Source organism: Argonema antarcticum A004/B2 (assembly GCF_023333585.1).
Lineage (GTDB): Bacteria > Cyanobacteriota > Cyanobacteriia > Cyanobacteriales > Aerosakkonemataceae > Argonema > Argonema antarcticum.
This window is the reverse complement of the sequence record NZ_JAIQZN010000036.1, coordinates 37779-61571: the sequence shown is the minus strand read 5'-3', so window position 1 is coordinate 61571 and position 23793 is coordinate 37779. Positions and strand designations below refer to the sequence as shown.

Annotated in this window: 18 protein-coding genes; 9 read left to right on the top strand and 9 right to left on the bottom strand. The window is 45.8% G+C overall.

Annotated features, from left to right (window positions below; translation table 11 throughout):
- Positions 1–138 precede the first annotated feature (138 nt).
- Entirely contained in the window at positions 139–1611 is a 1473-nt protein-coding gene (cobQ, locus tag LAY57_RS16860) for a cobyric acid synthase CobQ (protein ID WP_249067946.1), read from the bottom strand.
- A gap of 76 nt (positions 1612–1687) precedes the next feature.
- Complete coding sequence (locus tag LAY57_RS16855; protein ID WP_249067945.1) at positions 1688–2098, bottom strand: Npun_F0494 family protein; 411 nt, start codon at positions 2096–2098, stop codon at positions 1688–1690.
- Between the two features lie 178 nt (positions 2099–2276).
- Here LAY57_RS16855 and LAY57_RS16850 point away from each other — a divergent pair, with 178 nt between their 5' ends.
- A complete protein-coding gene (locus tag LAY57_RS16850) occupies positions 2277–2714 on the top strand; it encodes a peroxiredoxin (protein WP_249067944.1) in 438 nt (145 codons plus the stop codon).
- A 172-nt stretch (positions 2715–2886) separates the two neighbouring features.
- Here the strand turns inward: LAY57_RS16850 and LAY57_RS16845 are convergent, their stop codons facing one another.
- Both LAY57_RS16845 and LAY57_RS16840 read right to left on the bottom strand, forming a co-directional pair.
- Positions 2887–3273 carry a hypothetical protein gene (locus tag LAY57_RS16845; protein ID WP_249067943.1) on the bottom strand — a complete coding sequence of 129 codons (387 nt, stop codon included), beginning with the start codon at positions 3271–3273 and terminating at the stop codon, positions 2887–2889.
- Positions 3274–3439: 166 nt separating this feature from the next.
- Positions 3440–4927: a hypothetical protein gene (locus LAY57_RS16840; protein ID WP_249067942.1), complete on the bottom strand. Its 1488-nt coding sequence runs from the start codon at positions 4925–4927 to the stop codon at positions 3440–3442.
- Positions 4928–5442: 515 nt separating this feature from the next.
- On the opposite strand from LAY57_RS16840, the gene LAY57_RS16835 reads away from it, so the two are divergent.
- The gene (locus LAY57_RS16835) at positions 5443–5748 is read left to right on the top strand and encodes a hypothetical protein (protein ID WP_249067941.1); all 306 of its coding nucleotides are present in this window, start codon (positions 5443–5445) and stop codon (positions 5746–5748) included.
- On the top strand, positions 5748–6191 hold the full coding sequence (locus LAY57_RS16830; protein ID WP_249067940.1) for a type II toxin-antitoxin system VapC family toxin: 444 nt from the start codon (positions 5748–5750) through the stop codon (positions 6189–6191). Before LAY57_RS16835 ends, LAY57_RS16830 begins: the two co-directional genes overlap by 1 nt.
- Before the next feature lie 141 nt (positions 6192–6332).
- Here the strand turns inward: LAY57_RS16830 and csaB are convergent, their stop codons facing one another.
- The gene (gene csaB / locus LAY57_RS16825; RefSeq protein WP_249067939.1) at positions 6333–7385 is read right to left on the bottom strand and encodes a polysaccharide pyruvyl transferase CsaB; all 1053 of its coding nucleotides are present in this window, start codon (positions 7383–7385) and stop codon (positions 6333–6335) included.
- A 142-nt stretch (positions 7386–7527) separates the two neighbouring features.
- On the opposite strand from csaB, the gene LAY57_RS16820 reads away from it, so the two are divergent.
- Positions 7528–7719, top strand: a complete 192-nt coding sequence (locus tag LAY57_RS16820; protein WP_249067938.1) for a DUF1816 domain-containing protein — start codon at positions 7528–7530, stop codon at positions 7717–7719.
- Between the two features lie 302 nt (positions 7720–8021).
- On the opposite strand, the gene LAY57_RS16815 is transcribed toward LAY57_RS16820, so the two are convergent.
- Entirely contained in the window at positions 8022–9350 is a 1329-nt protein-coding gene (locus tag LAY57_RS16815; protein ID WP_249067937.1) for a hemolysin family protein, read from the bottom strand.
- A 236-nt stretch (positions 9351–9586) separates the two neighbouring features.
- Here LAY57_RS16815 and LAY57_RS16810 point away from each other — a divergent pair, with 236 nt between their 5' ends.
- From LAY57_RS16810 to LAY57_RS16790, 5 genes are all read left to right on the top strand, one after another.
- Positions 9587–11572 carry an ATP-binding protein gene (locus tag LAY57_RS16810; RefSeq protein ID WP_249067954.1) on the top strand — a complete coding sequence of 662 codons (1986 nt, stop codon included), beginning with the start codon at positions 9587–9589 and terminating at the stop codon, positions 11570–11572.
- A gap of 133 nt (positions 11573–11705) precedes the next feature.
- Complete coding sequence (locus LAY57_RS16805) at positions 11706–13142, top strand: hybrid sensor histidine kinase/response regulator (RefSeq protein ID WP_249067936.1); 1437 nt, start codon at positions 11706–11708, stop codon at positions 13140–13142.
- A gap of 11 nt (positions 13143–13153) precedes the next feature.
- Positions 13154–13549, top strand: coding sequence for a response regulator (locus tag LAY57_RS16800; RefSeq protein ID WP_249067935.1), 396 nt, complete (start codon positions 13154–13156; stop codon positions 13547–13549).
- Positions 13550–13708: 159 nt separating this feature from the next.
- Positions 13709–17359 carry a transcription-repair coupling factor gene (mfd, locus tag LAY57_RS16795; RefSeq protein WP_249067934.1) on the top strand — a complete coding sequence of 1217 codons (3651 nt, stop codon included), beginning with the start codon at positions 13709–13711 and terminating at the stop codon, positions 17357–17359.
- Positions 17360–17816: 457 nt separating this feature from the next.
- Positions 17817–18143 carry a Mo-dependent nitrogenase C-terminal domain-containing protein gene (locus tag LAY57_RS16790; protein WP_249067933.1) on the top strand — a complete coding sequence of 109 codons (327 nt, stop codon included), beginning with the start codon at positions 17817–17819 and terminating at the stop codon, positions 18141–18143.
- A gap of 164 nt (positions 18144–18307) precedes the next feature.
- On the opposite strand, the gene LAY57_RS16785 is transcribed toward LAY57_RS16790, so the two are convergent.
- From LAY57_RS16785 to gyrB, 3 genes are all read right to left on the bottom strand, one after another.
- A complete protein-coding gene (locus tag LAY57_RS16785; protein ID WP_249067932.1) occupies positions 18308–19030 on the bottom strand; it encodes a biliverdin-producing heme oxygenase in 723 nt (240 codons plus the stop codon).
- Positions 19031–19218: 188 nt separating this feature from the next.
- Positions 19219–20007 (bottom strand): methyl-accepting chemotaxis protein, encoded by a 789-nt coding sequence (locus LAY57_RS16780; protein ID WP_338022427.1) that lies wholly within the window; start codon positions 20005–20007, stop codon positions 19219–19221.
- A gap of 526 nt (positions 20008–20533) precedes the next feature.
- A complete protein-coding gene (gyrB, locus tag LAY57_RS16775) occupies positions 20534–23776 on the bottom strand; it encodes a DNA topoisomerase (ATP-hydrolyzing) subunit B (RefSeq protein ID WP_249067931.1) in 3243 nt (1080 codons plus the stop codon).
- Between the last annotated feature and the right edge of the window lie 17 nt (positions 23777–23793).

Here is a 23793-nt window from a genome sequence, read left to right as displayed (position 1 = left end):
GGTCATTTGTCAGTGGTCATTTGTCAGTGGTCATTTGTCAGTGGTCATTTGTCAGTGGTCATTTGTCAGTGGTCATTTGTCAGTGGTCATTAATTATTTTTTGACTTTTGAATGAGTGACTTTTGACTTTTCTAGCCCCTAGTTATTAGGCAAAACAGGCGTTAAATCGAGGTGAGCCTCAACCGCAGTTGCCAGAGCGTCTAGGGAAGCTTCTCGTTGTTCGCGGTAATTGGGAATGCCGTTGGGCAAAGCAGAAAGACCCCGTTGTTGCCGCAACAGATTCAACCAAGCGCGTCGCCAGGGGCCATTATCAAACAGCCCATGCAGATAGGTGCCCCAAACGGATTGAGTGGAGTCAACCATCCCCAAATAGGGATCGTCGAATAAAGCTTTAGTTTGCGCCCCCTCCACCGTGCGGGTGCGTCCTTGATGAATTTCATAGCCTAGCACTGGCAAACCGACTTGGGGATAGTTAGATGTCACCTGCCGCTGACGAACGATTTTTTGTGGCGTAATTACAGTTTTTACAGGTAAAAGTCCCAGTCCGTCGCAGCGACCTTCCGAACCTTCGATCCCTTCTGGATCTGCCACCATTTTACCCAGCATTTGGTAACCGCCGCAAATTCCCATGACGGTGCCGCCTGCCGCCACATAGTCTTGAATGGCTTCTGCCATACCTGTTTGTTTGAGAATCATCAAGTCAGCGATCGTAGTTTTGGAACCGGGAATTATGACTGCATCTGGATGTCCTAGATCTTGTTTGGGGTGGATGTATTTCAGATTAACGGTAGATTCTGCTTCCAGGGGGTCAAAATCGGTAAAATTAGAAATCCTGGGCAGGCGGATGACTGCGATCGTCAGGTCTTTGTTGGCACCGCTAAAACGACGTTCAAATAAATCAAGGGAGTCTTCGGCGGGGAAGTCATTGTCTATCCAGGGAATGACGCCGACGACTGGGATGCCTGTGCGTTCTTCTAACCAGGTGATACCGGGTTGCAGCAAACTTCGCTGTCCGCGAAACTTATTGATGATGACGCCCTTGACCAATTTCCGTTCCGCCGGTTCTAATAATTCTAAAGTACCTACAACGTGGGCAAAAGCACCACCGCGATCGATATCTACAACCAGTAAAGTGGGCGCATTAAGATGGCGAGCTACCCGCATATTAGTCAAGTCGCGGTGCTTGAGATTAATCTCCGCCGGACTCCCAGCTCCCTCACAAACAATTAAATCGAATTCTGTACCTAAAATTTGTAGCGATTCTGTAATAGCTTCCCAGCCTACTTCAAAATATTGCTCGTAGTACTCCAAAGCGCTGGCTCTACCTACTGCTTTACCTTTAATAATTATCTGGGAAGTCATATCGCTTTGGGGTTTGAGTAAAATGGGGTTCATCTCCACGGTAGGAATGATACCCGCAGCCCAAGCTTGTACTGCCTGGGCGTGACCGATTTCCCCGCCTGTGGCAGTAACATAAGCATTTAGAGCCATGTTTTGCCCTTTAAAAGGCGTTACTCGCCAGCCACGCCGAACTAAAATGCGACAGATGGCGGCTGTTAAGAGCGATTTTCCAGCGTGGGATGTAGTGCCCACAACCATAATGGCTTTCATAAGGTAATTAGGGATTAGGGGCTAGGGGCTAGGGGCTAGGGAAAAGATGAAGGATGAAAAAATATTTTCCCAGTCCCTAAAAGAGAAGTCGGAACCAACGATTTAACGCATTATCAAAGCGATCGGGCCAGGTTGCTGGTGGCAAAACGTGACCTTGATTTTGCCATTGTTCGATAATGTGGTGTCCCAGGGGTGTAAGGCGAAAACTATTCGTAATCCCTTGACCGTCTACCTCCCGCCGCAGCACACCCACTTGGATCAGCCAGTTCAAGGCATTTTCAGCTGCCAGATCCGACAGAGGACGTTGCGTGTATTGTTGTTTTTGCGCTATAATACCAGCGATTTCTTGAATATCTACACTTCTAGAGCGCATTGCGACAAACAATGGCATCAAGAAGGGGGATACTCTTAGCGATCGCTCTGCCCGTTCTACGGTTTTTCTTGGATAAGAAAGCGCTCTAGCGCCTAAATCATTCGTAGAAGTCATCGATTATCGTCAGAAATGATATCAGATGGGAAAAATTAGTTTTCTAATTCGTTTCTATCATAAAGCGCTTTTATCTCTCCAAGAGCAAACTGCTTACTCATCGGTGCCCAGCACTGACTGTAAAATAGGGTACAATCCAAAGGTCTAGACAATCTAAAATTAAAAGGAAACTGCATTTATGGCTTTATCGGTTGGTACAGATGCCCCAGCATTTACAGCTAAAGACACCAATGGTAATACTGTTTCCCTGTCTGACTTTGCTGGTAAAACCGTTGTTTTGTACTTTTACCCGAAAGACGACACCCCGGGCTGCACCAAACAAGCTTGTAGCTTTCGCGATGCCTATGCAGACTATCAAGGCAAAGATGTCATAGTTCTAGGCGTCAGCAAAGACGATGAATCTTCTCACCAAGAGTTCACCCAGAAGTACAATTTGCCTTTTCCGCTTTTAGCTGACACCGACGGTGCCATAATCAAAGCTTACGATGTTGATGGCGGCGGCTATGCTAAGCGCGTCACCTATGTAATTGATGGCACAGGCAAAATCGTTCACGTTGACAGTAGCGTCAACACTTCTACCCACGCCAGTGATATTATGGCAGTAATTGGAGCCTAATCTTTTCGTTTAGGGACTTCTCCCGACAACATTATGTAGAGGCGAAGCATTCCCAGCGAAAACTGATGTCTGAGGCGACAGATTATTACCGGAATGTTTCGCCCTTCCCAACATAGATATTCTTCTAGCGTTTTGAGAGTAAATAGGGTGGCAATGCCACCCTAAGATCGATTTAGTTGCCTTGTACAGGTGGGGTAACAGTACTCGCGGGATTACCTGGATTAGCTTGATTTTGTTGAATCTGAAGACGTTCTCGCTGTTGAGCCTTGAACTCAGCAGCGGCAGAATCGAGGTTTTCCCGTTGTTCGACGGAAAAATCTTCTATACTGCGGTTATTACCCAAGTTGGCTCTATGGATCATGTCAAACACGCTGAAACCTTGACCTGTGCCTGAGCCATACACGGCGTCGTTATTATCTTGTCTCTGAAAATCTTGGGAAGGATCGAGGTCGAGGGATTGTGCCAAGATTATTTGAGGAAGCACAAAAGGAACTAAAGCAGTTCCGGCTAATAAGCCGAAAACCATTTGAGTAAGTCGTTTATCTAAGATATGGTACATTTTTATTTTCCTCTGCAAAAATAAAATAATTTTTCTTTCCCTTGGGTGCAATCATAGTTGACGTACTGATGCAAATGTTGATTTTGACCTTTGAAATTATTGGTTTGGAAACCAGTCGGATTCATCGTTCGGGTCAATCTTTTCATCCAAAATCCTCCTCTGCTACTCAGCCTTTGTTAACGCGAGGAAAGGTTGGCAGGTCGATCGCTGCTAATGATTTAATTTTCTTGGGGGTACGCTGTGGATAAACTACAGGTGATGGCCAGTTGGGAGTTTGGCTAGAGGAACCGGACTCGTCATTTGCCAGGGCTAGGACAATACCGGACTCACAGAAGGCTGCTGGCTCAAGCAATTCGCTTTCTTCGGCGTCACTCTTGTATGCTGCCACATCAATTGCATCTTGCCACTGTACCGCAGAGTTACTGGCTAACTCCGGTACGGGATTTTCTGGTGAAGTAGCTTTCTGTGACAACACCCTGTCTTGAGTCAACCTTTCCAACTCTTGCCAGAGGTCTTCTTCAGCTAAACTAATATTTGGAGTTGAGTCAGTTGTAGGTGGTGGGGACAAATCAGATTCTAGCTCCAGGTTAGAATCTGCTGCATTTAAAAATGGATTGACAAAAACGTCCATATCTGCATCTATTTTAGATAATCGGGGGGTGGCGTCACGCAGATCGCGATCGTCTTTGGATTTTGGATTTGTTCCATAGTTGAAAGCAGGCGCTTGTACTGAATATTGCTCTTCATCCAAAATCGGCAATCCCACATCTAAACTCAGGCGGTCAGAATCTATATCTTGGTCTGACGATTCCGGTGCTGCTGACCACGGTTGAATGGGTTGCGGTTTAAACGGAGTTCTTGGCAATTCTGATATATTTTGGGGCTGGTTTTCCGATCGGGCCGTCGTAGCAATGTTGCTGCTGACAGATTCTTTGATGGTAGGCATATCCAGACACTTGTCTAATGCCGCTTTGAATTGCAGGGTGTAACGTTGTTGGCGCCCAAGACGATCTTGCAATTCCCCACAAGCAGTCTCGCTTTGTAAGAGCAGCTGAGATTGTTCCTGGTAGCGTTGTTGAGTGAGGGCACATTGGCGTTCCAATTGCGCTAGTCGCTCTTGGCTGCTTTGCAACTGCTCGTTTAAAGTTTCTATTAAAATTTGCTGGCGCTGGGCGACTTGATGGGAAGTTTCCATCTCGCGGAACAGGCGTGTCAATTGCCCTTGGGTTGTTTGCAGCTCGATCGTCTGTTCGGCTAACCTGGTTTCTGCGCTTTGCGATCGCTCGATCTGCAATTGCAAGGCACTGTGGCATTCATCGAGCAGTTTTTCCATCTGCTCTGTATGCTCGATTAGCTGGGTATTTTGTTGCCGCAGGGCTTCGCTTAGGCTGACCAGTTCTACTACGTCGGCGTCTGATTGCCAAGCCAGCGCCTCTGCGATCGGGTTGCTTGTAATGGCCTCGTCTATTGGATCTTCTGAAGATTCAGAAACTAGCAGTAGATCTGTTTCTCGATATTCTTCTGCCTGGTTAACTGATATTGCTCTACCATCGGTCAAATCAGCTTCAGGCTCCACTAAAGCTGATTCGATGCCGTCAAGCGGATCGGTTTCATCTCTTAGGGCTCTGTCGTTAGGGTTTTGGGCTTCACTCATCGCTCTTGCTTCTGAGAGTTGGGAATGCTGGTTCGCGTACTGGTCGCCTGCTTGTCAATAGCCTACCTCATATCCGCCGTTTTTGTGTTTGTCTCGATCCTTCTTCACGGCGACCAATCTTCTATATCATGCTTTTGGTTTTTTGTAAATCCCCCCGGCTGGGCGGCTTATCTAACTTGCAAAAAACTCGTGATTTCAGTTGGTCTTAATTTCTCGTCTTTTACTGCCCGTTATTCTATACTCCCTCCACTCATTTCCCCCACTTATCCCAGTATCACAGGCTTTTCGAGCTATAACTTCTGGGCCGATCGCTGGGCTTTTTTACATTTATAGTTATAAAAAAGGCCAGCATATCATTGTTTATAAATTTAGCAAAATCTATAAAATCTGTCAAATGGCGAAATTACGTGAAGTAATTGAGAATAATTTTTAATTATTTTGGCCAAGACAAATTGAGAAGTGGACGTTTCCATTAGAATATCAAAACAGATGCAGGACGAAATTAACATCGCTGAATGATGCAGAATCAAGATAGCCACAATCAATCCAACCTTGTTACCATGACCACCATCAAAGAACAACTCCTCGCCGCGATCGAAACCGCGACCGAATCGATTCTAGAGGAAACGCTCGAATACCTCCAAACCAGAAAAAATGCCTCCGCTATTAAACCAGCAGATCTCCCTATCCAAGATGGTGAACCGATCTTACGCGGCTCTAAAGCCAAAGATTTGCTAAAATTTGCCGGCACTTGGCAAGGTGATGACTTTGAGAAATGTCTTCAACTTGTGTACGACACCCGTTCCCAGGCTGAATTCTGATGTATCTGCTCGACACAAACCACTGTAGCCGCATCATCTTCGGCGAACTCAATCTCATCCAACAGCTACAAGCCCACAGCGAAGCGGGTGTTGCTACCAGCGTTATTGTGCGTGGGGAACTACTTTATATGGCTGCCAAATCCGAACAAACAGCAGCCAACCTCCAACAAATTAAAGTTTTTCTAAACACGATCGACCTTTACCCAATTAATTTACCAATCTCAGACATTTACGGCGATCTCAAAGGCAAACTCCTCAATGTATTTGGGCCTAAAGAAAAAGCCGAGCGGCGAAAATTCAACATCCAAACTCTCGGCTTTGGAGATAACGATCTTTGGATCGCGGCTACTGCAATTCACTACAACCTCACAGTAGTATCAACAGACAATGATTTCCAACGTATCCAGCAGGTGCGACCTTTCGCTTTAGAGTCTTGGGTTTGAATTGTTCCAAATCCCACAGCGTTCGCGCAGCGTGCCGTAGGCAATCGCTTTTTGGTACTTTAGGTAAAATGCGATCGCGTAGCCTGCGGTCGGCAGATCGCACTTTGTTTCGGATATGCGATCGCTCAACAACTTACCAAATCAATTGGCGACTAGAACTTGATTTAACAAATCGCGATGAATCAAAGCCCGGTCTACTAAAGATTGAATTTGAGCAGGCGCTAACCCATCGCCATTAGCATAACATTCTAACCAAGTTTGACAGATCGAGTTGGGGTCATCTGGCATTTGAGATAAATCCCATCCGGGGATTGCCAATTCCTCCATCAAGTGACTAACTTTGGGGTCGTAGCTAAGGGCGAAACAGCGACATTCGGCTGCTGCGGCCATAATTAAACTATGCAAACGCATACCGATCGCCATTTCCACGCCTCGAAACAAGCCTTTCAGCTGTCTGGGGTCTTCTGGCGCGATAATATGGCTAGAATCTGGCAAGTGCGAGTGAATTGACTGGGCAATCGCTAAATCTTGAGATTTCTGAAACGGAACTAATAAAATACAGGTTTGAGTTGCTTTTTGAAAGTGAATTAAGGCACGAGTTAAGTTGTCAAGTCGAGCGGACGTGAGTTCGGGATGCGATCGCAATGTCACTGCCACTCTGGGTGCCGGTAAATCCCACAGCCCCTTGACTGGTAAGGAGTCTAACGCCCATACCGGATCGGGAGCCAGCCAACATGGAATTTCCCAATCTAATAATAGGGCAGCACTGGCCCGATCGCGCACGCTCACCGCCGAGCAACCTGCGAATACTCGTCGTGCCACAGAACGAGTCAGGCGACGTTTCAAAGGGCCAATTCCCTGAGCCCAAGCGATCGTTTTTAAGCCCATCTGCTGAGCTAATCCCATCAATCCGCCGTAGTAAAAGGGGTTGGCGGCGCTGGTAGCATCTTGCATCAGACTACCACCGCCCCAAATCAGAACGTCCGATTGGCGTAGCGCTTGGAGAACTTGGACGGGTGCCATGCGATCGCAGCTTTCCACATTGTAGCGATCGCGTGTTTCTCTTGGCTTGCCAGAAAGAACCAAGGGCGTCACGTCAGCCGGTAACATTTGCAGTAGCGAGGCTAACAACGCTTCATCCCCCCCATTGCCCTTACCGTAGTAGCCGCACAAAACCGCCCGAATCTGTCCCATATTTTCTCAAATGTATTCTTGTTATCAGTTTTTCCTTTCTGGCTGAGGCATAATTGTTGGGATAATATCACATCTGTTTAATCATTCTCTTAATAATCATTAGTTTTTGTCAAAAATCAGTTGAAAAAAGGGAAGGTAGTAGATGTTTTGGTGGTTAGAGATTATTACCAAAGAACCTTACTGTATATACTACTTTGGGCCTTTCGATAGCTTAAAAGAAGCTCAACTCGAACAAGGTGGCTATATTGAAGACTTAAAACAGGAGGGTGCAGAAGAAATTTATGCTCAGATTAAGCTGTCTAATCCTGTGGAGTTAACTATTTGCCAGGATTAATTGAGAATGAGCCGAAGGGAAAAATCTGATTTGCTAGGAAACACCTGCGATCGCACTTGAAAAGGCATAGAAATCTATTACTTTACATCACAAAACTCCAAGTTCTAGAATCCTATTTGACAGTCAGTTTTTCTCTTGCTTCTTGTGGGATGGGCAGGAAAGCCCGTCTTTCTATTCGATTTAGATGGGTGATAGTTTAGTGCCGAGAAAAGCTTCAATACGAAAAGTAAGTTGTCAACAGTTGTCATAAAGCCGACTGCGGATTACGGCTCTTCCGTACTTAGTGGAGCAATGGCGTTAGTTCACGCAGAATCAGTCGCATCGTGTGATGATGCTTTCGGTATTGGCATCACCAAAACTTTATCGACGCGGTTGCCATCCATATCCATCACTTCAAAACGGTAGCCTCCCCACTCAAAATTGTCGGCAGCAGTGGGGATACGTCCCAGATGGGTAATCACAAAACCGCCCATAGTGTGATAATTGCCTCTCCGATCTTCTGGTAATTCTTTGATTGCAAAAAGTTCAAACAAATCTTCCACGGGCAACATTCCATCCAATAACCAGGAACCATCTTCGCGTTGTACGGCTTGCGGTTCGTCCTGCGGATACATAGAGGGTATATCGCCGACGATTTCGACTAAAATGTCGTTGAGTGTGACTAATCCTTGAATGACGCCATATTCATCAACCACCAGCACAATGTGGGTGCCGGATTGTTTGAACATCTCTAATACTTTTAATCCCCGCGTGCTTTCTGGCACAAATAACGGTCGTCGCAAAGTTGCGGTTAAGTCAATTGGCTGACCTAGTAGAGAACGGGATAATAAGTCTGTCATTTGCACTACGCCCAAGACGTTATCCAGCTGCCCTTGGCAGACTAAGAGGCGAGAATGGCTGCACACCATGATTTTTTGCCGATTGGCGTCAAGGGAGTCGTCAAGGTCGAGCCAGACAATATCGGGTCGTGGGGTCATTAAGGCGCTGACGGGCCGATCGCCTAAGCGAAACACCCTCTCCACCATGTCTTGTTCGGCTTCCTCAAACGTTCCCGCCTCGGTGCCTTGCGCGATCAAAATTGTGATGTCTCTTTCTGTGACCAGTGGCTCACCGGACGGTCTGACGCCCAAGAGCCGCACTACCATATCTGTAGAAGCGGCCAAAAGATAAACGATGGGAGAGGTAATTTTAGCCAAAGTCCGCATCGGGATGGCGACGGCAGCTGCGATCGGTTCTGGGTTGTTGAGGGCCAGCCGCTTGGGCACCAGTTCGCCAATAATCAGCGTCAGATAGGTGACGATCAAAATCGCGATTGTTGATGCGATCGCTTCTCTATATGGTGCTATCCAGGGAATCAGACCCACAATAGGCGCAACTCTCTTAGATATCACCGATTCGCCGAAGGCACCCGACAAGATGGCCAGAAGTGTCATGCCTACCTGAACGCTGGACAAGAACTGATTTGGGTGATTTGCCAGTGCCAAAGCAATGCGTGCCTTGGTATCCCCCTGCTCGGCCATTTGTTGCAGGCGCACCTTCTTGGCGGAGATGATGGCTAGCTCTGACATCACAAACAGGGCGTTGAGGATAATCAGTAAGAGAACAATCAGAATTTCTAAGTTAAAAGACATTCCTAAAAGTGGGTGCGGATAAAGGCGAACTGTGCTAATAAACCCGGTTTCTCATCGCCTATCGCGAATACTGAATCGGTGTTCTAGGACTCGCTCCTTAGTCTAATATAGTGGAAACACTTCCTGAAGACAGTATTGGTAACAAAACTCCAGAGCCATCAGGTGCATTTGAATAGCTATTGAACAATGAATCACAAGAAACCATAAATAAATCTCTGAAACGGTTTGGTAAGAATATGTCCTCACGGCAATTTATTCCTGACAATGAAACTGAGCGTGTCAAAGCGCTTCACCGTTATGAAATTCTGGATACGCCTCCCGATGGTACTTTTGACCGAATTACTGGAATTGTGGCTCGACTTCTGCAAGTCCCCATTGCGGTCGTTAGTTTAGTAGATAACGATCGCATTTGGTTTAAGTCACGTCACGGTTTAGATGTTCACCAAATTGACCGTTCCCCAGGGTTGTGCGCTTCGGCAATTCTTTCTCCCGATATCTACGTCGTTACAGACGCTACCAAAGATATACGTTCTTTGGCAAACCCTCTTGTAGCTGGCGAGTTCGGATTGCGCTTCTATGTAGGAGCGCCACTGCAAACCCACGACGGCTATAGTTTGGGGACTTTATGCGCGATCGACAAACAAGCACGCCCCATTTCCCCACAGGAGATGGCAATCTTGAGCGACTTAGCGGGGATCGTCATGGATGAGATCGAGCTGCGTCTTGCGGCTCGGAAAGTGGATGGGTTAAACGCCGAACTGGCCCAAGCCAAAGAGAAAGCCGAAGTAGCCAACCAAGCGAAAAGTATCTTTCTCGCCAATATGAGCCACGAATTGCGATCGCCCCTCAACGCCATTCTTGGGTTTTCTCAACTGATGATTCGCTCTCAAACCTTAGCACCAGAACAGATAGAAAATCTCGGCATTATTAACCGCAGCGGCGAACACCTCCTTACCCTGATCAACAACGTCCTAGATTTATCCAAAATTGAAGCAGGTAGCACTACCCTCAACGAAAAAAACTTTGACCTCTATCGAATGTTGGATGACATAGAAGATATGTTCCAACTGAAAGCTGACGATAAGCGTTTGCAGTTAATCTGCGAGCGCACTCCCGATGTTCCTCAATATGTGCGAACCGATGAAGTAAAAATGCGCCAAGTGTTAATTAACCTGCTTAACAATGCCCTCAAATTCACCCAAGAGGGAGGGGCATCAGTCCGAGTGGGAATTGCTGACAGTCAATCCTTAATAGCTAATGGCAAAAGCCCAAAAATTAGTAACGAAAAATTAGCGATCGCATTTGAAGTCCAAGACACAGGCGCAGGCATTGCCCCAGAAGAAATAAATAGCATCTTTGAAGCTTTCGTACAAAGCAAAACAGGCAGAGAAGCACAAGAGGGAACGGGTTTAGGATTGCCCATCAGTCGCCAATTCGTACAATTGATGGGCGGTAAAATGACCGTCAGTTCCCAGGTAGGACAAGGCACTACTTTCAGATTTGAGATTCCAGTCAGCGTCGTTGAAAAAAGTGAAATAGAAAGCAAGCAAACGAAGCGCAGAGTGATTGCCCTAGAACCCAACCAACCCCGCTATCGGATTTTAATTGTCGATGACAAATGGAACAATCGTCAACTGTTAATTAAGCTGCTCAACCCTCTTGGTTTTGAACTCAAAGAAGCTAGCAACGGCAAAGAAGCAATTGAAATATGGGACTCTTGGGAACCACACTTAATTTGGATGGACATGAGAATGCCAGTAATGGATGGCTATGAAGCCACTAAACATATCAAAGCCAGCACCAAAGGTCAAGCCACAGCCGTTATTGCTTTAACTGCTAGCGTTTTGGAAGAAGAACGCGCCGTTGTGCTATCAGCCGGTTGCGATGACTTTATGCGTAAGCCATTTCGCGAGGCCGATATATTTCATGCTATGTACAAACATATCGGCGTGCGTTATGTTTATGAAGACTCAACTCACGATTCATCGATCGCAAAGCAGGAACAGCAAAATGCACTCACCGCTGCGGCTATAGCAGCGTTACCTGTGGAATGGGTGGCTAACCTGCAAGAGGCGATTCCTCAAGGCGATTTAGATTTAATTGCCACAATAACAGAACAAATCCGTACCCAAAATGCCCCACTTGCCAATGCCATTAAAAGTTGTATTGACAATTTTGAGTACGACAAAATTTTGAGGTTAATTGCTGATGGCAATGGCTGATGACAAAAGTCACTCATTCAAAAGTCAAAATAAAAAAGGGGCACTTGGACTAGGGGAAAGTCGGAAAATAATTATTATATCCAGTGCTACTCTGCCCTCTTCCCTAGCCCCTAGCCCCTAGCCCCTTCTGACTATGACCAATTTTAAAGGCAATATTTTAGCGATCGATGATACACCGGCGAACTTGCGCCTGTTAGTCGGCATATTGACCGAACAAGGTTACAAAATTCGAGCCGTACCTAGTGGAAAACTGGCACTGACGGGTATTCGCCAATCGCTTCCCGATTTGATTTTGCTGGATATAATGATGCCGGAGATGGATGGCTACGAAGTCTGCAATCATCTAAAATCAGATGAACTAACTCGCGAAATTCCGGTGATTTTTATCAGCGCTATCAATGATGTGCTAGATAAGGTGAAAGCTTTTGCAGTTGGCGGAGTAGACTACATCACTAAACCCTTTCAGGTAGAAGAGGTTTTAGCTCGCGTAGAAACGCATTTGGCTTTACGTTCTCTGCAAAAGAGTCTTGTTCAGAAAAATGATGACTTAGCCAAAACTAATGAGGAATTGGCAAAAACCTTGCAAGAATTGAAAGCGACCCAAGAAGAACTGATTCTAGCCGAAAAAATGGCCGCATTGGGACAACTGATTGCAGGGATTGCCCACGAAGTCAATACTCCTTTGGGAGCAATTCGTTCCTCTGCTGGAAATATTTCCAAGTTCTTGAGTCAAATTATAGAACATTTACCGGCACTTTTTCAATCTCTTTCTCCAGAGGAAGGACAGGATTTTTTGGCTTTATTGCAGCGATCGCTCCAACAAGAAATCACCTTATCTACCAAAGAAGAGCGTCAATTAAGGAGAGCCTTAACACGCCAATTGGAAGAATTAGAGATTGATAACGCCGATCCTATTGCCGATCTCCTGGTAATTATGGGAATTTATGATGAAATCAACACATTTTTACCGCTGTTAAAAAGACATGACAGTTTTGAAATATTAGAAATTGCTTATAAACTTTCTGAATTAAAAAGAAGCACAAATACCATCGAAATAGCCACAGAACGAGCCTCGAAAGTGGTGTTTGCCCTCAAAACTTATGCCCGTTATGACCATGAGGGTAAAATGATTGCAGCCGACCTGATTGAAGGGATTGAAACTATTTTAACACTCTATCATAATCAACTCAAACAGGGTGTAGAGGTAATTAGGAACTATGCTGAATTAGCACCTATATTATGTTATCCAGACGAACTCAATCAGGTTTGGACAAATCTCATTCACAATGCCTTACAAGCGATGGATTATCGAGGCATTTTAAGAATTGATTTAACTCGGATTGACCCAATGGTTAAAATTAGCATTACCGATAGCGGAAAGGGAATACCAGAAGAGATTATATCCAGAATATTTGAGCCATTTTTTACCACAAAGAATGCGGGAGAAGGTAGCGGATTGGGTCTGGATATTGTTAAAAAGATTGTGGAAAAGCATTCTGGTAAAATAGAGGTAGAAAGCAAACCAGGGCAGACTACATTCAGTGTTTTTATTCCAATTAAGCTTAGTTAGGAAAGATTTAGATGTCTAAACCAGTAATTTTGTGCGTTGATGATGAGAGAGTCATATTACACAGTTTGAAGACGCAACTAAGAGCAGCATTTGGGGATGCCTATAGTTATGAAGTGGCTGAAGATCCCGATGAGGCTTTAGAGGTGATTAACGAACTCGCCCAAGAGGGCGTCACCATTACTTTAATTGTCTCGGATTGGTTAATGCCTGGGATGAAGGGGGATGAGTTTCTCATTCGCGTTCATCAACAATTTCCCAATATTATTAAAGTGATGCTGACGGGTCAAGCCGATGAATCAGCAATTAATCGGGCGAAAGCGGAGGCGAATCTCCATACCTGCTTATTTAAACCTTGGTCTGAAGCAGAATTAGTGGACACTATTAAATCGAGTTTAACTAAGCTTTGAGCAAACAGGTAATTAGCTGTGTTGTTGATGAATTCACAGGACTCCGAAGTACGTTTTATGGATTTGGTCAAAGTTAAGGGGAAGTCATCTAAAATGGTAAAGGTAGGCAGCTATGCGTCTTCACTAAGTTTCCCAACGAGTTAAGCAGTTCTAGAACTCATGGCCTTTTCTTCCATCATTAGGGCATTAGGGCGATCGGCCCTCACTACAGAACTCCTCACTAAGCTAAATCGCACGCAATGCGTGCGACTGAATGGCATCCCCCGCATCCCGAAAGGGTTGGTGTCGTCTGCTTTAGCGCAAACAGAGGGGCGGAATTTGTTTGTGGTAACGGCAACTTTGTCAGAAGCCGGACGCTGGGCTGCCCAGCTGGAGGCAATGGGTTGGCAGACAATACATTTTTACCCTACTTCAGAAGCATCGCCCTACGAACCGTTCGACCCGGAATCAGAAATGACCTGGGGACAGATGCAGGTGTTGGCAGATTTAATTAATTTTAGATTTTCGATTTTAGATTTTGGATTGGGGTCTGCTGGTGAGAATTCAGAGATAGCCCGATCGGAGGAACAGTCTGGTAATCTAAAATCTAAAATCCTCTCTTGCGAAGGTGGGCATCGTGACGGGAACCGCCAAGACGCCCACTTCGCGCAAAATCCCAAATCGAATTGGGCGATCGTAGCGACAGAACGCGCCCTGCAACCGCACCTGCCGCCAGTAGATGCTTTCAAACCGTATTGCTTGACTCTGGAGGGCGGTCAAACTTGGAATTTAGACGAATTTAGCCAAAAGTTAGCTAAGTTGGGCTACGAACGGGTTCCGTTGGTGGAAATGGAGGGCCAATGGAGTCGGCGCGGCGATATTATTGATGTGTTTCCGGTTTCGGCTGAGTTGCCGGTGCGGTTGGAATGGTTTGGCGATGAACTGGAGAAGATGCGGGAGTTTGCACCTGACTCGCAGCGATCGCTCGATCGCATTAACCAGCTGGTTTTGACGCCCACGGATTTTGGCCCGATCGTGATGGCATCGCTGACGGCAGAAAAAAGCAATCGGATTAAAAATTATCTATCTCCAGAAGAACAAGAGAAATTCGACGCTAACAATCCGCCGGAGGGCAATCGCCGCTTCTTGGGTATCGCCTTTGACAAACCCGCCTCCCTACTTGATTACTTACCGCCAAATACCTTAGTTGCGATCGATGAACCAGAACAATGTCGCGCCCATAGTAGCGTCTGGATCGGACACGCAGAAGAACAATGGCGAATTGAGAATGGGGCATTGGGCATTGGGCATAGGGAAGAGAATACCCAATTACCTAAAGTTCATCGTTCTTTTGAAGATTCGTTAGCTGGGACAGAAAGTTTTAACTGCGTCTATTTATCCGAATTGGCAGAAGAAAATAACGGCCTTAATCTCGCCAGTCGCCCAGTGCCGACAACGCCCCATCAGTTTGCCAAAATTGCCGAAATTCTGCGGGGCGAACTAGCCAAAAACTACTCTATCTGGATTGTATCCGCTCAGCCTTCCCGTTCTGTTTCCTTACTGCAAGAACACGATTGCCCAGCCCAGTTTATCCCCAATCCCCGCGACTACCCAGCTATTGACAAGCTGCAAATCCAACATACGCCGATCGCATTGAAATATTCGGGATTGGCAGAACTAGAAGGCTTTATTCTGCCCACTTTCCGGCTAGTGGTAGTAACCGATCGAGAATTCTACGGACAGCATAGCCTCGCCACCTCCAGTTATGTCCGCAAACGTCGTCGCGCCGCCTCGAAACAAGTTGACCCCAACAAACTCCAACCAGGTGATTATGTAATTCACAGAAACCACGGCCTCGGTAAGTTTATTAAGTTGGAAAAGCTGACGATTAATAATGAAACTCGCGAATATTTGGTAGTACAATATGCAGATGGTTTGCTGCGCGTGGCGGCAGATCAGTTGAACGCATTGTCGCGGTTTCGCAGTACGGGCGATCAGGCTCCAGAACTTAATAAAATGTCTGGCAAAGCCTGGGAAAATACCAAAAATAAAGTCCGAAAATCGATCAAAAAATTGGCAGTCGATTTGCTGAAACTATATGCAAAACGCGCACAACAACAAGGTTTTATTTATCCGTCGGATAGCCCCTGGCAGGAAGAATTGGAAGATTCTTTCCCTTACCAACCAACTCCCGATCAGTTGAAGGCAACTCAAGATATCAAGCGGGATATGGAATCGTCCAGACCGATGGATCGATTGGTATGTGGGGATGTTGGTTTTGGGAAAACAGAAGTAGCCATTCGAGCGATATTTAAAGCGGTTACTGCTGGGAAACAGGTCGCTGTACTTGCGCCGACAACGGTTTTGACGCAGCAACATTATCATACGCTCAAAGAACGCTTTTCTCCTTATCCAGTTAATGTGGGATTGCTGAATCGTTTTCGCAGTGAAGAGGAAAGGCGCGACATTTTACGGCGATTGGCAACTGGTGAATTGGATGTGGTGGTGGGAACGCAGCAGTTATTAGGAAAAGGCGTGAATTTCCGCGATTTAGGGTTGCTGGTGATAGATGAGGAACAGCGTTTTGGAGTTAATCAGAAGGAGAAAATTAAAACGCTGAAAACGCAGGTGGATGTGCTGACGCTGACAGCTACTCCTATTCCTCGTACTCTTTATATGTCGCTGTCGGGAATTAGGGAAATGAGTTTGATTACGACGCCACCACCATCGCGGCGTCCGATTAAAACTCATCTTTCTCCCTACGATCCAGAGGCGGTACGTACTGCGATTCGTCAAGAACTCGATCGCGGCGGACAGGTGTTTTATGTGCTGCCACGGATTGAGGGTATTGAGGAGACTGGTGCTAAACTGCGGGAGATGGTGCCGGGGGCAAGGTTGGCGATCGCACACGGTCAACTGGACGAATCTGAGTTAGAAACCACAATGCTGTCTTTCAGTAATGGTGAGGCGGATATCCTCCTCTGCACTACTATCATTGAGTCTGGTTTAGATATTCCGCGAGTCAATACAATTTTGATTGAAGATGCCCAGAAATTCGGTCTGGGTCAACTATATCAGCTGCGCGGTAGGGTTGGTCGGGCGGGGATTCAAGCTCACGCATGGTTATTTTATCCCAAACAAAGTCAGCTAACTGATACGGCACGACAGCGTTTGCGGGCAATTCAGGAGTTTACCCAGTTGGGATCTGGGTATCAGCTGGCGACGCGGGATATGGAGATTCGCGGTGTGGGCAATTTGTTGGGTGCGGAACAGTCGGGTCAAATGGATGCGATCGGTTTTGACCTCTACACGGAAATGCTGCAAGAGGCAATTCGCGAAATTCGCGGTCAAGAAATTCCCAAGGTTGACGATACGCAGATCGACCTCAGTCTGACCGCTTTTATCCCAGCTGATTATATTACTGATTTGGATCAGAAGATGAGTGCTTATCGGTCTGTGGCGGTGTCTAGTTCTAAGCAGGAGTTGAATCAGATTGCGGCAGATTGGTGCGATCGCTATGGCCCGATCCCCAAACCCGCTCAACAGTTATTAAAAGTGATGGAACTCAAGCATCTGGCGAAGAAACTCGGTTTCTCCCGCATCAAACCAGAAGGCAAACAGCACGTTATTCTGGAAACGCCAATGGAGGAACCAGCTTGGAACTTACTCGCCACTAATTTGCCAGATCATCTTCAGTCGCGTTTTGTCTACTCTCGCAGCAAAGTGACCATTCGGGGATTGGGGGTTATGAGTGCCGATCAACAGTTAGATAATTTAATTAATTATCTAAGTAAAATGCAAGGCGCATTGCCAGAACCTGCACTGGTCTAAATTATTAGCTAATCAACCCCTCAAAACTATAACACGAGCCAACTCCAAACATTGATAGTAGAGTAAGAAACAAAATCGAACGTAGAATGAACTTATTTTTGTCGCTGAAACTGAACTCTCATCGATCCAACCCTCAACTGAATCTTCATTCATCCAGCGTTTATTTTGCCTAAAAAAATCGTTCTCTTATCTGTGTTCATCTGTGTTCATCTGTCTTCATCTGTGGTAAAAATTCAACCCTCAATTCCAACAGACAATTTCCTGTATCACTCTTACACTAACGATGCAAACGGACACGATATGACTCAATACTGTTCGGATCGCTCATAACCAGGGCTTCATCAAAACATTAAACCTTTTTATTGATTCCTTTACCTAATAAGTCTTTAGCCTTTGTATAGTGGAAATATGGATAAGTAAAGTTGTTAGACACTTAGCAAGGCCAAAAGCTAAACTTATGACTAAGATATTGACAAACGATCGGGATGCTACTCTACTTGGTCAAGCCGCCAATTCCACGCCCCAACTCGATATACTGCACCCAGTGCGTCAATGGCTTGACCAAATCCAGATTCGTAATGCCAAATTTGCTAAGTTACTCTACAAGGCTATTCCGGCTCAGTGTCCGTTTGAGCGCGATATCAAGCTGTTCGAGCGCAAAATAGCCCATATTCCACCGTTGTGCAAGCTTAACCCGCTTTACGACCAATTAGTTGGCTTGCGTTTTCGCGCCCTTTGTTATTTAGTCGATGAGTGTGGTATCGATATTATGTCGTACTCCTGAGCAAAGTCGAGAAAATCGGCAATTTTTCTGACAATTCCCCCCTAAAAGCGTACAATCCTGGGGGCTTGATGACAGCTAATTTAACAGCCATCCAGCCTCCAGGATTGTGAAAAGAAATGTATTCTTGTCTAACGAATCGGAATTGAAGGGGAAACGCCTCTTATCTATTCAGCAGTTGCCAACTCGGTTTCGGTGCTGCCGCGAGTGCGTTTGCGGGTTAAGGTGTTGAAGAGCATCACACCGATCGCTTTGATCAGATTGCCTTCCAGTTCCTTGAACAAATTCATGTTCATGCCAAAGGCGGCGTTGGCTTCGTCCACAATGCGATCGGCTGTAGCTTCATCGATCGGTAGGTCGTTTAAAGCTTGGCGATAAGTCGCTTTAAAAGCTTTTTCGTCGGGAATATCTTTGAATTCGTAGAAAGCGGTGCCTTCTCCTTCTGCGAGGTTCATGGCCCGTACTGCAATGCCTTTGAGGATTTGACCGCCAGATAAGTCGCCCAGGTAGCGGGTGTAAGATTGGGCAATCAAAAGTTCTGGTTCTTTGTCAGATACTTCTCTAATCCGCTGCACGTAGGCTTGACCTGCTGGCGAGGGGGCTACTTGTTCGCGCCAGTTGGGGCCGTAGTAGAAGGAAAGGTCTTGCTCTAGGCTCTTTTTACGGTTCAGCTCTTTGAAATAAATTTTGGAGAGGATGGGGTGTTCGCGGTGCTTTTCCATCTCTTCTTCTAGGGCTGTGTAGACGAAGTAGAGATTGGTTACCAGTTTGCGGTAGGAGGTCTTTTCCACCACGCCTTTTAAAAAGCACTTGACAAAACCGACGTTTTCTGCCATTGAGTGAGCTTTTTTGGTGCCTTCACGCAATTTGGTCGCTAAATTAGTACTCATGCTAAATTTCTGTCCCTTAAATCTACTGAGGAGCGCGTTAAGTTTGCTAACGGTTAAAACCCGCCTAAAAGGTAACAGTAGACTGATTTGATGAGAAATTTTATTAAGATTTTTTACAAAACTCTAAAAGCTCAGCAGTAAGGGAAGTGGGGATTGCCCACTCCCCGGTTTTTACGAACTTTAGCAAACTAAGTGCGAATCACCTCCGAATTCCTTAATTTAAAACTCTGCATCTCCTTTCTGAGTAGCTGTGCAACATCATTGAGGTGGCGAATTGCTTCGTTAATCTGTCCTAAAGTTTCGGCAGTTTGTGATGTACTTTGACTTACTACTTCAAAGCGAGGGGTGAGGTTTTGCACTTCTTCAATAATTCGCTTAAACTGAGAGCTAATAATACGAACGTCTTGCACCGCTAGGCTAACTTCTTTCGTAAATTTGTCCATTTCCATGACGCCAGTAGCGACCGCAGTTTGCATTTCTTTGACTGTTTGTTCGATATCGAGAGTGGCGATCGCAGTTTGATCTGCTAAGCGGCGAATTTCTCTGGCAACTACCGCAAAACCCTGTCCGTATTCTCCAGCTTTTTCGGCTTCGATCGCGGCATTGAGCGACAGCAAATTCGTCTGATCGGCCACTTTAGTAATCGTGGTGATAATGTTGTTAATATTATTAGCTTTTTCGCTAATACCACCCAATCGACCAGAAACGGAACTGGTGGATGATGTCATTTGGTTCATGGTATTCTCCATGCGCTCCAAGCTTTCATACCCTTTTTGACTTTCGTGAGCAGTGTTATTTACCATTGAGGTTATATTACTCATGGTATTAACCAATTGTTTGCCAATGGTAATTTCTAATTCTTTACCAGAAGCGGCGATTTGGGTAGTGGAACTGGTGATTTGAAGGCCAGATTGCTGCACTCTTGAAAGCAATTTATCAAGCGGGTCGGCGACAATTTTAATAAAGAATATCGCCAAAAAATAGCAGCTAATAGCCCTATTAACAGTGCCACAATAGAGATTATTCTGGCACTGTTAATAGTTGCATTTGAGTCCTTAGTTGCTTGTAACGCATATCCCTGATTGGTTCGCAATAATTCAAGTTCGTAAATTTTTATGGGCCTCTCATGAATAAGAAGACCAAAAATGTATTTCTCTGCACACACAGATCGGGACGTATAACAACCTTTTTTTGTTTACACCTAATTTAGCCTATTCTGGTAATATGCCACATTTTCCGGATCGAATCACCTAGTTTTACGAAATCTTTATAGGTATTAGTTTCTGCCTGCAAATTCTATTGGCTCGAAAAAAGTCCGCCTACCTCTGCGCTATCCTTTGCGTACTTCTGGGTAAAAAAAATATAATTACGAATGAGATAACTAGAAAATGACAGGACAGGGACAAAAAGATAATGCAGCTATCTTAATTAAGATAGCCGCATTATTATGTGAAATTGTTCACTATTGGCCAAAAATGGACAGCTTTGCTGTGAAGCTACATTTTAGATATCCAGATCGGTGAGATTGAGTTTGGGGCCGTAAGTTTCGATGAATTCGCGGCGGGGTGCGACGCGATCGCCCATCAGGATGGTAAAGATGCGATCGGCTTCAGCAGCGTCTTCAATTTCCACTTGTTTGAGGGTGCGGGTTTCTGGGTTCATAGTGGTATTCCAGAGTTGCGTTGGCATCATTTCACCCAAACCTTTGAAGCGCTGGATAGTGTATTTTGCGTTGGCGGGGAATTGGCGGATTAACTCTTGCAATTCGCGATCGCTGTAGCAATAATCGTGATTTTTTCCTCGCTCTACTTTATACAGTGGCGGACAGGCAATGTAGATGTGACCTTGCTCGATTAGCGCTCGTTGATAGCGATAGAAAAAGGTTAGTAACAGCGTGCGGATGTGCGCCCCATCCACATCAGCATCGGTCATTAAACAGATGCGGTGGTAACGGAGTTGAGAAACGTCGAATTCCTCGCCTTTGACGCCTAAACCCAAAGCTGTAATCAAAGCTTGAATTTCATTATTTTTGTAGATTTTGGCGTCGTCGGTTTTCTCAATATTGAGGATTTTACCGCGTAGAGGCAGGATAGCTTGAAAGCGCCTGTCTCGTCCTTGTTTGGCGCTGTTGTGGACAAATATCCCACTTGCCAAAGCAAAGTTATGAGTATTGGGAACTTCGATGTCGTAAACGTCGAATCGTTCCTCTAAGCGTTCGATGGAAACAACGCGGTGGTTGTAGTTGGCGATCGCTTGACGCGCTTGTACCCGACTACCGCTAAAATAGCGATCGCAGAAAGTCTGAAATTTCAAAATAGACTTATCTCGTGTTTGGCGACGGTAAAGATCGTAAGCTTCTAAATCCAAACAGCCTAGTAGAATTTCGACTTTCTTCAAAGTCTCAATAGTTTTGCGGTAGTAGGTTTGGTGCAGCGTAGCCTTACGTTTAGCCCGAAAGTCGGTTGTCCACTGTTCCTTTGTTTTTTCACGCCGCCACTGCAACAAAGCTTCATCTTCCCATTGTTGTTTGGCAACTTGTGAATAAACTTCACGCATTTCAGGATTATTTTCAAAATAATCTCGAACCCTTTCAGATTGAGCTAACCGATTTTCTTCATCACTCCAATACTCTTGCTGTGCCTTGTTCAACTGTTCGTGATTTTGATCGCGGTAGTTTTCATTGTTCTCATAAAACTCGCGCCATTTTTGCACCATGTAGGCTTTGTACTCTTCATCTTCCCACTGAACCTTAGCCTGTTCTGAGAGAATTTGCCGTGTTTCCGGTTGCTGCATCCGTTGGCTCATCATAATACGAAACTCTTCGCTCGTATGAACTTGACGGCTCTTTTCAATCACATCCGGTCGATGCAAACCATATTGAAGATTTGCGCGGTGTAATGCTAGGTGTTCTTCAGCGGGAAGCCGCTTGATATTTGTCGGATTATTGTTGAGTTTGTTGAAATCAACATGATGACGATGGTTGCCATCTGATGCCAGGTAAACGCCATTTCGGAGATTGTAGAAATCCGCCAAAAGATGGGTATAAAACCAGTTCTCATGTTTGGTATTCCAAACCATTTCGTAACCGTTAAGTCCCGTCCCTCGTTCGTTCTTTTGAGAAAGCTTACGATGCAATGGCATTAAGGAGTCTTCATCTGTTAGCAATGCTGCTGGTTTGTAAGTCCCATCTCGCAACATGAAAGGGTGATCTGGCGTGCAGATAAGAGTTTCACCGTTATCTAATGTCAGTTTGATAACTTCAGCATTTGCCTTAGTCATTCTGGCATTAATAATGCGCTCTATCCCGATGTTTCCGTCATCCCGAATTGTGTAGCAAAAATGCTCTTTTCCTGACGCTTGTTCAGATACGATTTCTGTGAAGCTAAGAGAACGTCCATCTGCTAATAAAACAAGCGTATTTCCAACCCAACAGCCCCCGGCCGAATCGCCTTCCACGAGGTAAATCTCTGATTCTGAGGGGTCTCTGGAGCTACAATCTGCTAATTTTCCTGGTAAAGGTGAAGATTCCAAAACCGATTTTCGTCGCACTAAATCGCGGGCGCGACGAGCTGCTTCTGCGGCTTTAAATGCCTGAATTGCTTTTTCTAAAATAGCGTCGGCAATAGCGAGGCGAAAATCTAGATACTCCGTCAATGTTTCCCCTACCAAGGAATCAACTATTCCCCTCACTTCGGGGTTACCCAATTTGGTTTTAGTTTGACCTTCAAATTCTGGATCTGGTACTTTGACCGAAATCACGGCTGTCAATCCTTCGCGGATGTTTTCTCCGGCGAGGTTGGCATCGGCTTCTTTGAGTTTATTGCGCTTGCGGGCGATCGCATTCATCGTCCGCGTCAGCACCGCCTTTAGCCCCTCCAGGTGAGTACCGCCATCAACCGTGCGGATGTTATTCGCAAAGCCCAACAGATTATCTGTGTAAGCGTCAATACACCACTGCAACGCTACTTCTATCTGAACGTTGTTTCGCTCTCCCTGCACGTAGATAATTTCCTCATGCAGAGGTTGCTTATCGCGGTTCATGTAAGCGATATATTCGCGAATGCCACCTTTGTACTCGTAGGTTTCTATCCTGGGGGTACTGTTTTTCAGATATTCCAGGCGGTGATCGGTAAAGGTAATTTTTACCCCAGCATTCAGATAAGCCAATTCCCGCAGGCGTGCCGCCAGAGTCGTATAATCAAACTCGACGCCACTGGTGAAGATTTGCGTATCAGGGATAAAAGTAACTGAAGTGCCAGTAAGAGATTCTTTGTTGGGTTGGGCCTCCAGTTCCGTGACGGGGATACCGCGTTCAAAGCGCTGCTTGTGAACCTTTTTGTCCCGCCATACCGTCACTTCTACCCACTCGGACAAGGCGTTAACTACTGAGATACCGACGCCGTGCAATCCACCAGAAACCTTGTAACCGCCGCCGCCAAACTTACCTCCGGCGTGGAGAACCGTCATCACCGTTTCTAATGCGGATTTGCCGGTGCGAGGATGGATATCTGTGGGGATGCCCCGCCCGTCGTCTGTCACCGTGACGGAAGCATCGGCGTTGAGGTCAACTTCGATGTGGGTGCAGTAGCCAGCCAGCGCCTCATCGATGGAATTGTCCACCACCTCGTAAACTAAATGATGGAGTCCCTTCGGACCCGTTGAACCGATGTACATACCCGGTCGTTTGCGTACCGGCTCCAGACCTTCCAGAACTTGAATCTGATCGGCGCTGTAACTGCTCGTCATAAAAGGAGTTCTCCGAT

What these genes read in the sequence shown, in the direction of transcription:
- LAY57_RS16815 (WP_249067937.1), bottom strand. Translation starts at nt 9,350, where the DNA reads ATGTCTTTTAACTTAGAAATTCTGATTGTTCTCTTACTGATTATCCTC.
- LAY57_RS16835 (WP_249067941.1), top strand. Translation starts at nt 5,443, where the DNA reads ATGATGCAGAATCAAGATAGCCACAATCAATCCAACCTTGTTACCATG.
- cobQ (WP_249067946.1), bottom strand. Translation starts at nt 1,611, where the DNA reads ATGAAAGCCATTATGGTTGTGGGCACTACATCCCACGCTGGAAAATCG.
- LAY57_RS16845 (WP_249067943.1), bottom strand. Translation starts at nt 3,273, where the DNA reads ATGTACCATATCTTAGATAAACGACTTACTCAAATGGTTTTCGGCTTA.
- LAY57_RS16785 (WP_249067932.1), bottom strand. Translation starts at nt 19,030, where the DNA reads ATGAGTACTAATTTAGCGACCAAATTGCGTGAAGGCACCAAAAAAGCT.
- csaB (WP_249067939.1), bottom strand. Translation starts at nt 7,385, where the DNA reads ATGGGACAGATTCGGGCGGTTTTGTGCGGCTACTACGGTAAGGGCAAT.
- LAY57_RS16850 (WP_249067944.1), top strand. Translation starts at nt 2,277, where the DNA reads ATGGCTTTATCGGTTGGTACAGATGCCCCAGCATTTACAGCTAAAGAC.
- LAY57_RS16855 (WP_249067945.1), bottom strand. Translation starts at nt 2,098, where the DNA reads ATGACTTCTACGAATGATTTAGGCGCTAGAGCGCTTTCTTATCCAAGA.
- gyrB (WP_249067931.1), bottom strand. Translation starts at nt 23,776, where the DNA reads ATGACGAGCAGTTACAGCGCCGATCAGATTCAAGTTCTGGAAGGTCTG.
- LAY57_RS16805 (WP_249067936.1), top strand. Translation starts at nt 11,706, where the DNA reads ATGACCAATTTTAAAGGCAATATTTTAGCGATCGATGATACACCGGCG.
- mfd (WP_249067934.1), top strand. Translation starts at nt 13,709, where the DNA reads ATGGCCTTTTCTTCCATCATTAGGGCATTAGGGCGATCGGCCCTCACT.
- LAY57_RS16790 (WP_249067933.1), top strand. Translation starts at nt 17,817, where the DNA reads ATGACTAAGATATTGACAAACGATCGGGATGCTACTCTACTTGGTCAA.
- LAY57_RS16820 (WP_249067938.1), top strand. Translation starts at nt 7,528, where the DNA reads ATGTTTTGGTGGTTAGAGATTATTACCAAAGAACCTTACTGTATATAC.
- LAY57_RS16840 (WP_249067942.1), bottom strand. Translation starts at nt 4,927, where the DNA reads ATGAGTGAAGCCCAAAACCCTAACGACAGAGCCCTAAGAGATGAAACC.
- LAY57_RS16810 (WP_249067954.1), top strand. Translation starts at nt 9,587, where the DNA reads ATGTCCTCACGGCAATTTATTCCTGACAATGAAACTGAGCGTGTCAAA.
- LAY57_RS16800 (WP_249067935.1), top strand. Translation starts at nt 13,154, where the DNA reads ATGTCTAAACCAGTAATTTTGTGCGTTGATGATGAGAGAGTCATATTA.
- LAY57_RS16830 (WP_249067940.1), top strand. Translation starts at nt 5,748, where the DNA reads ATGTATCTGCTCGACACAAACCACTGTAGCCGCATCATCTTCGGCGAA.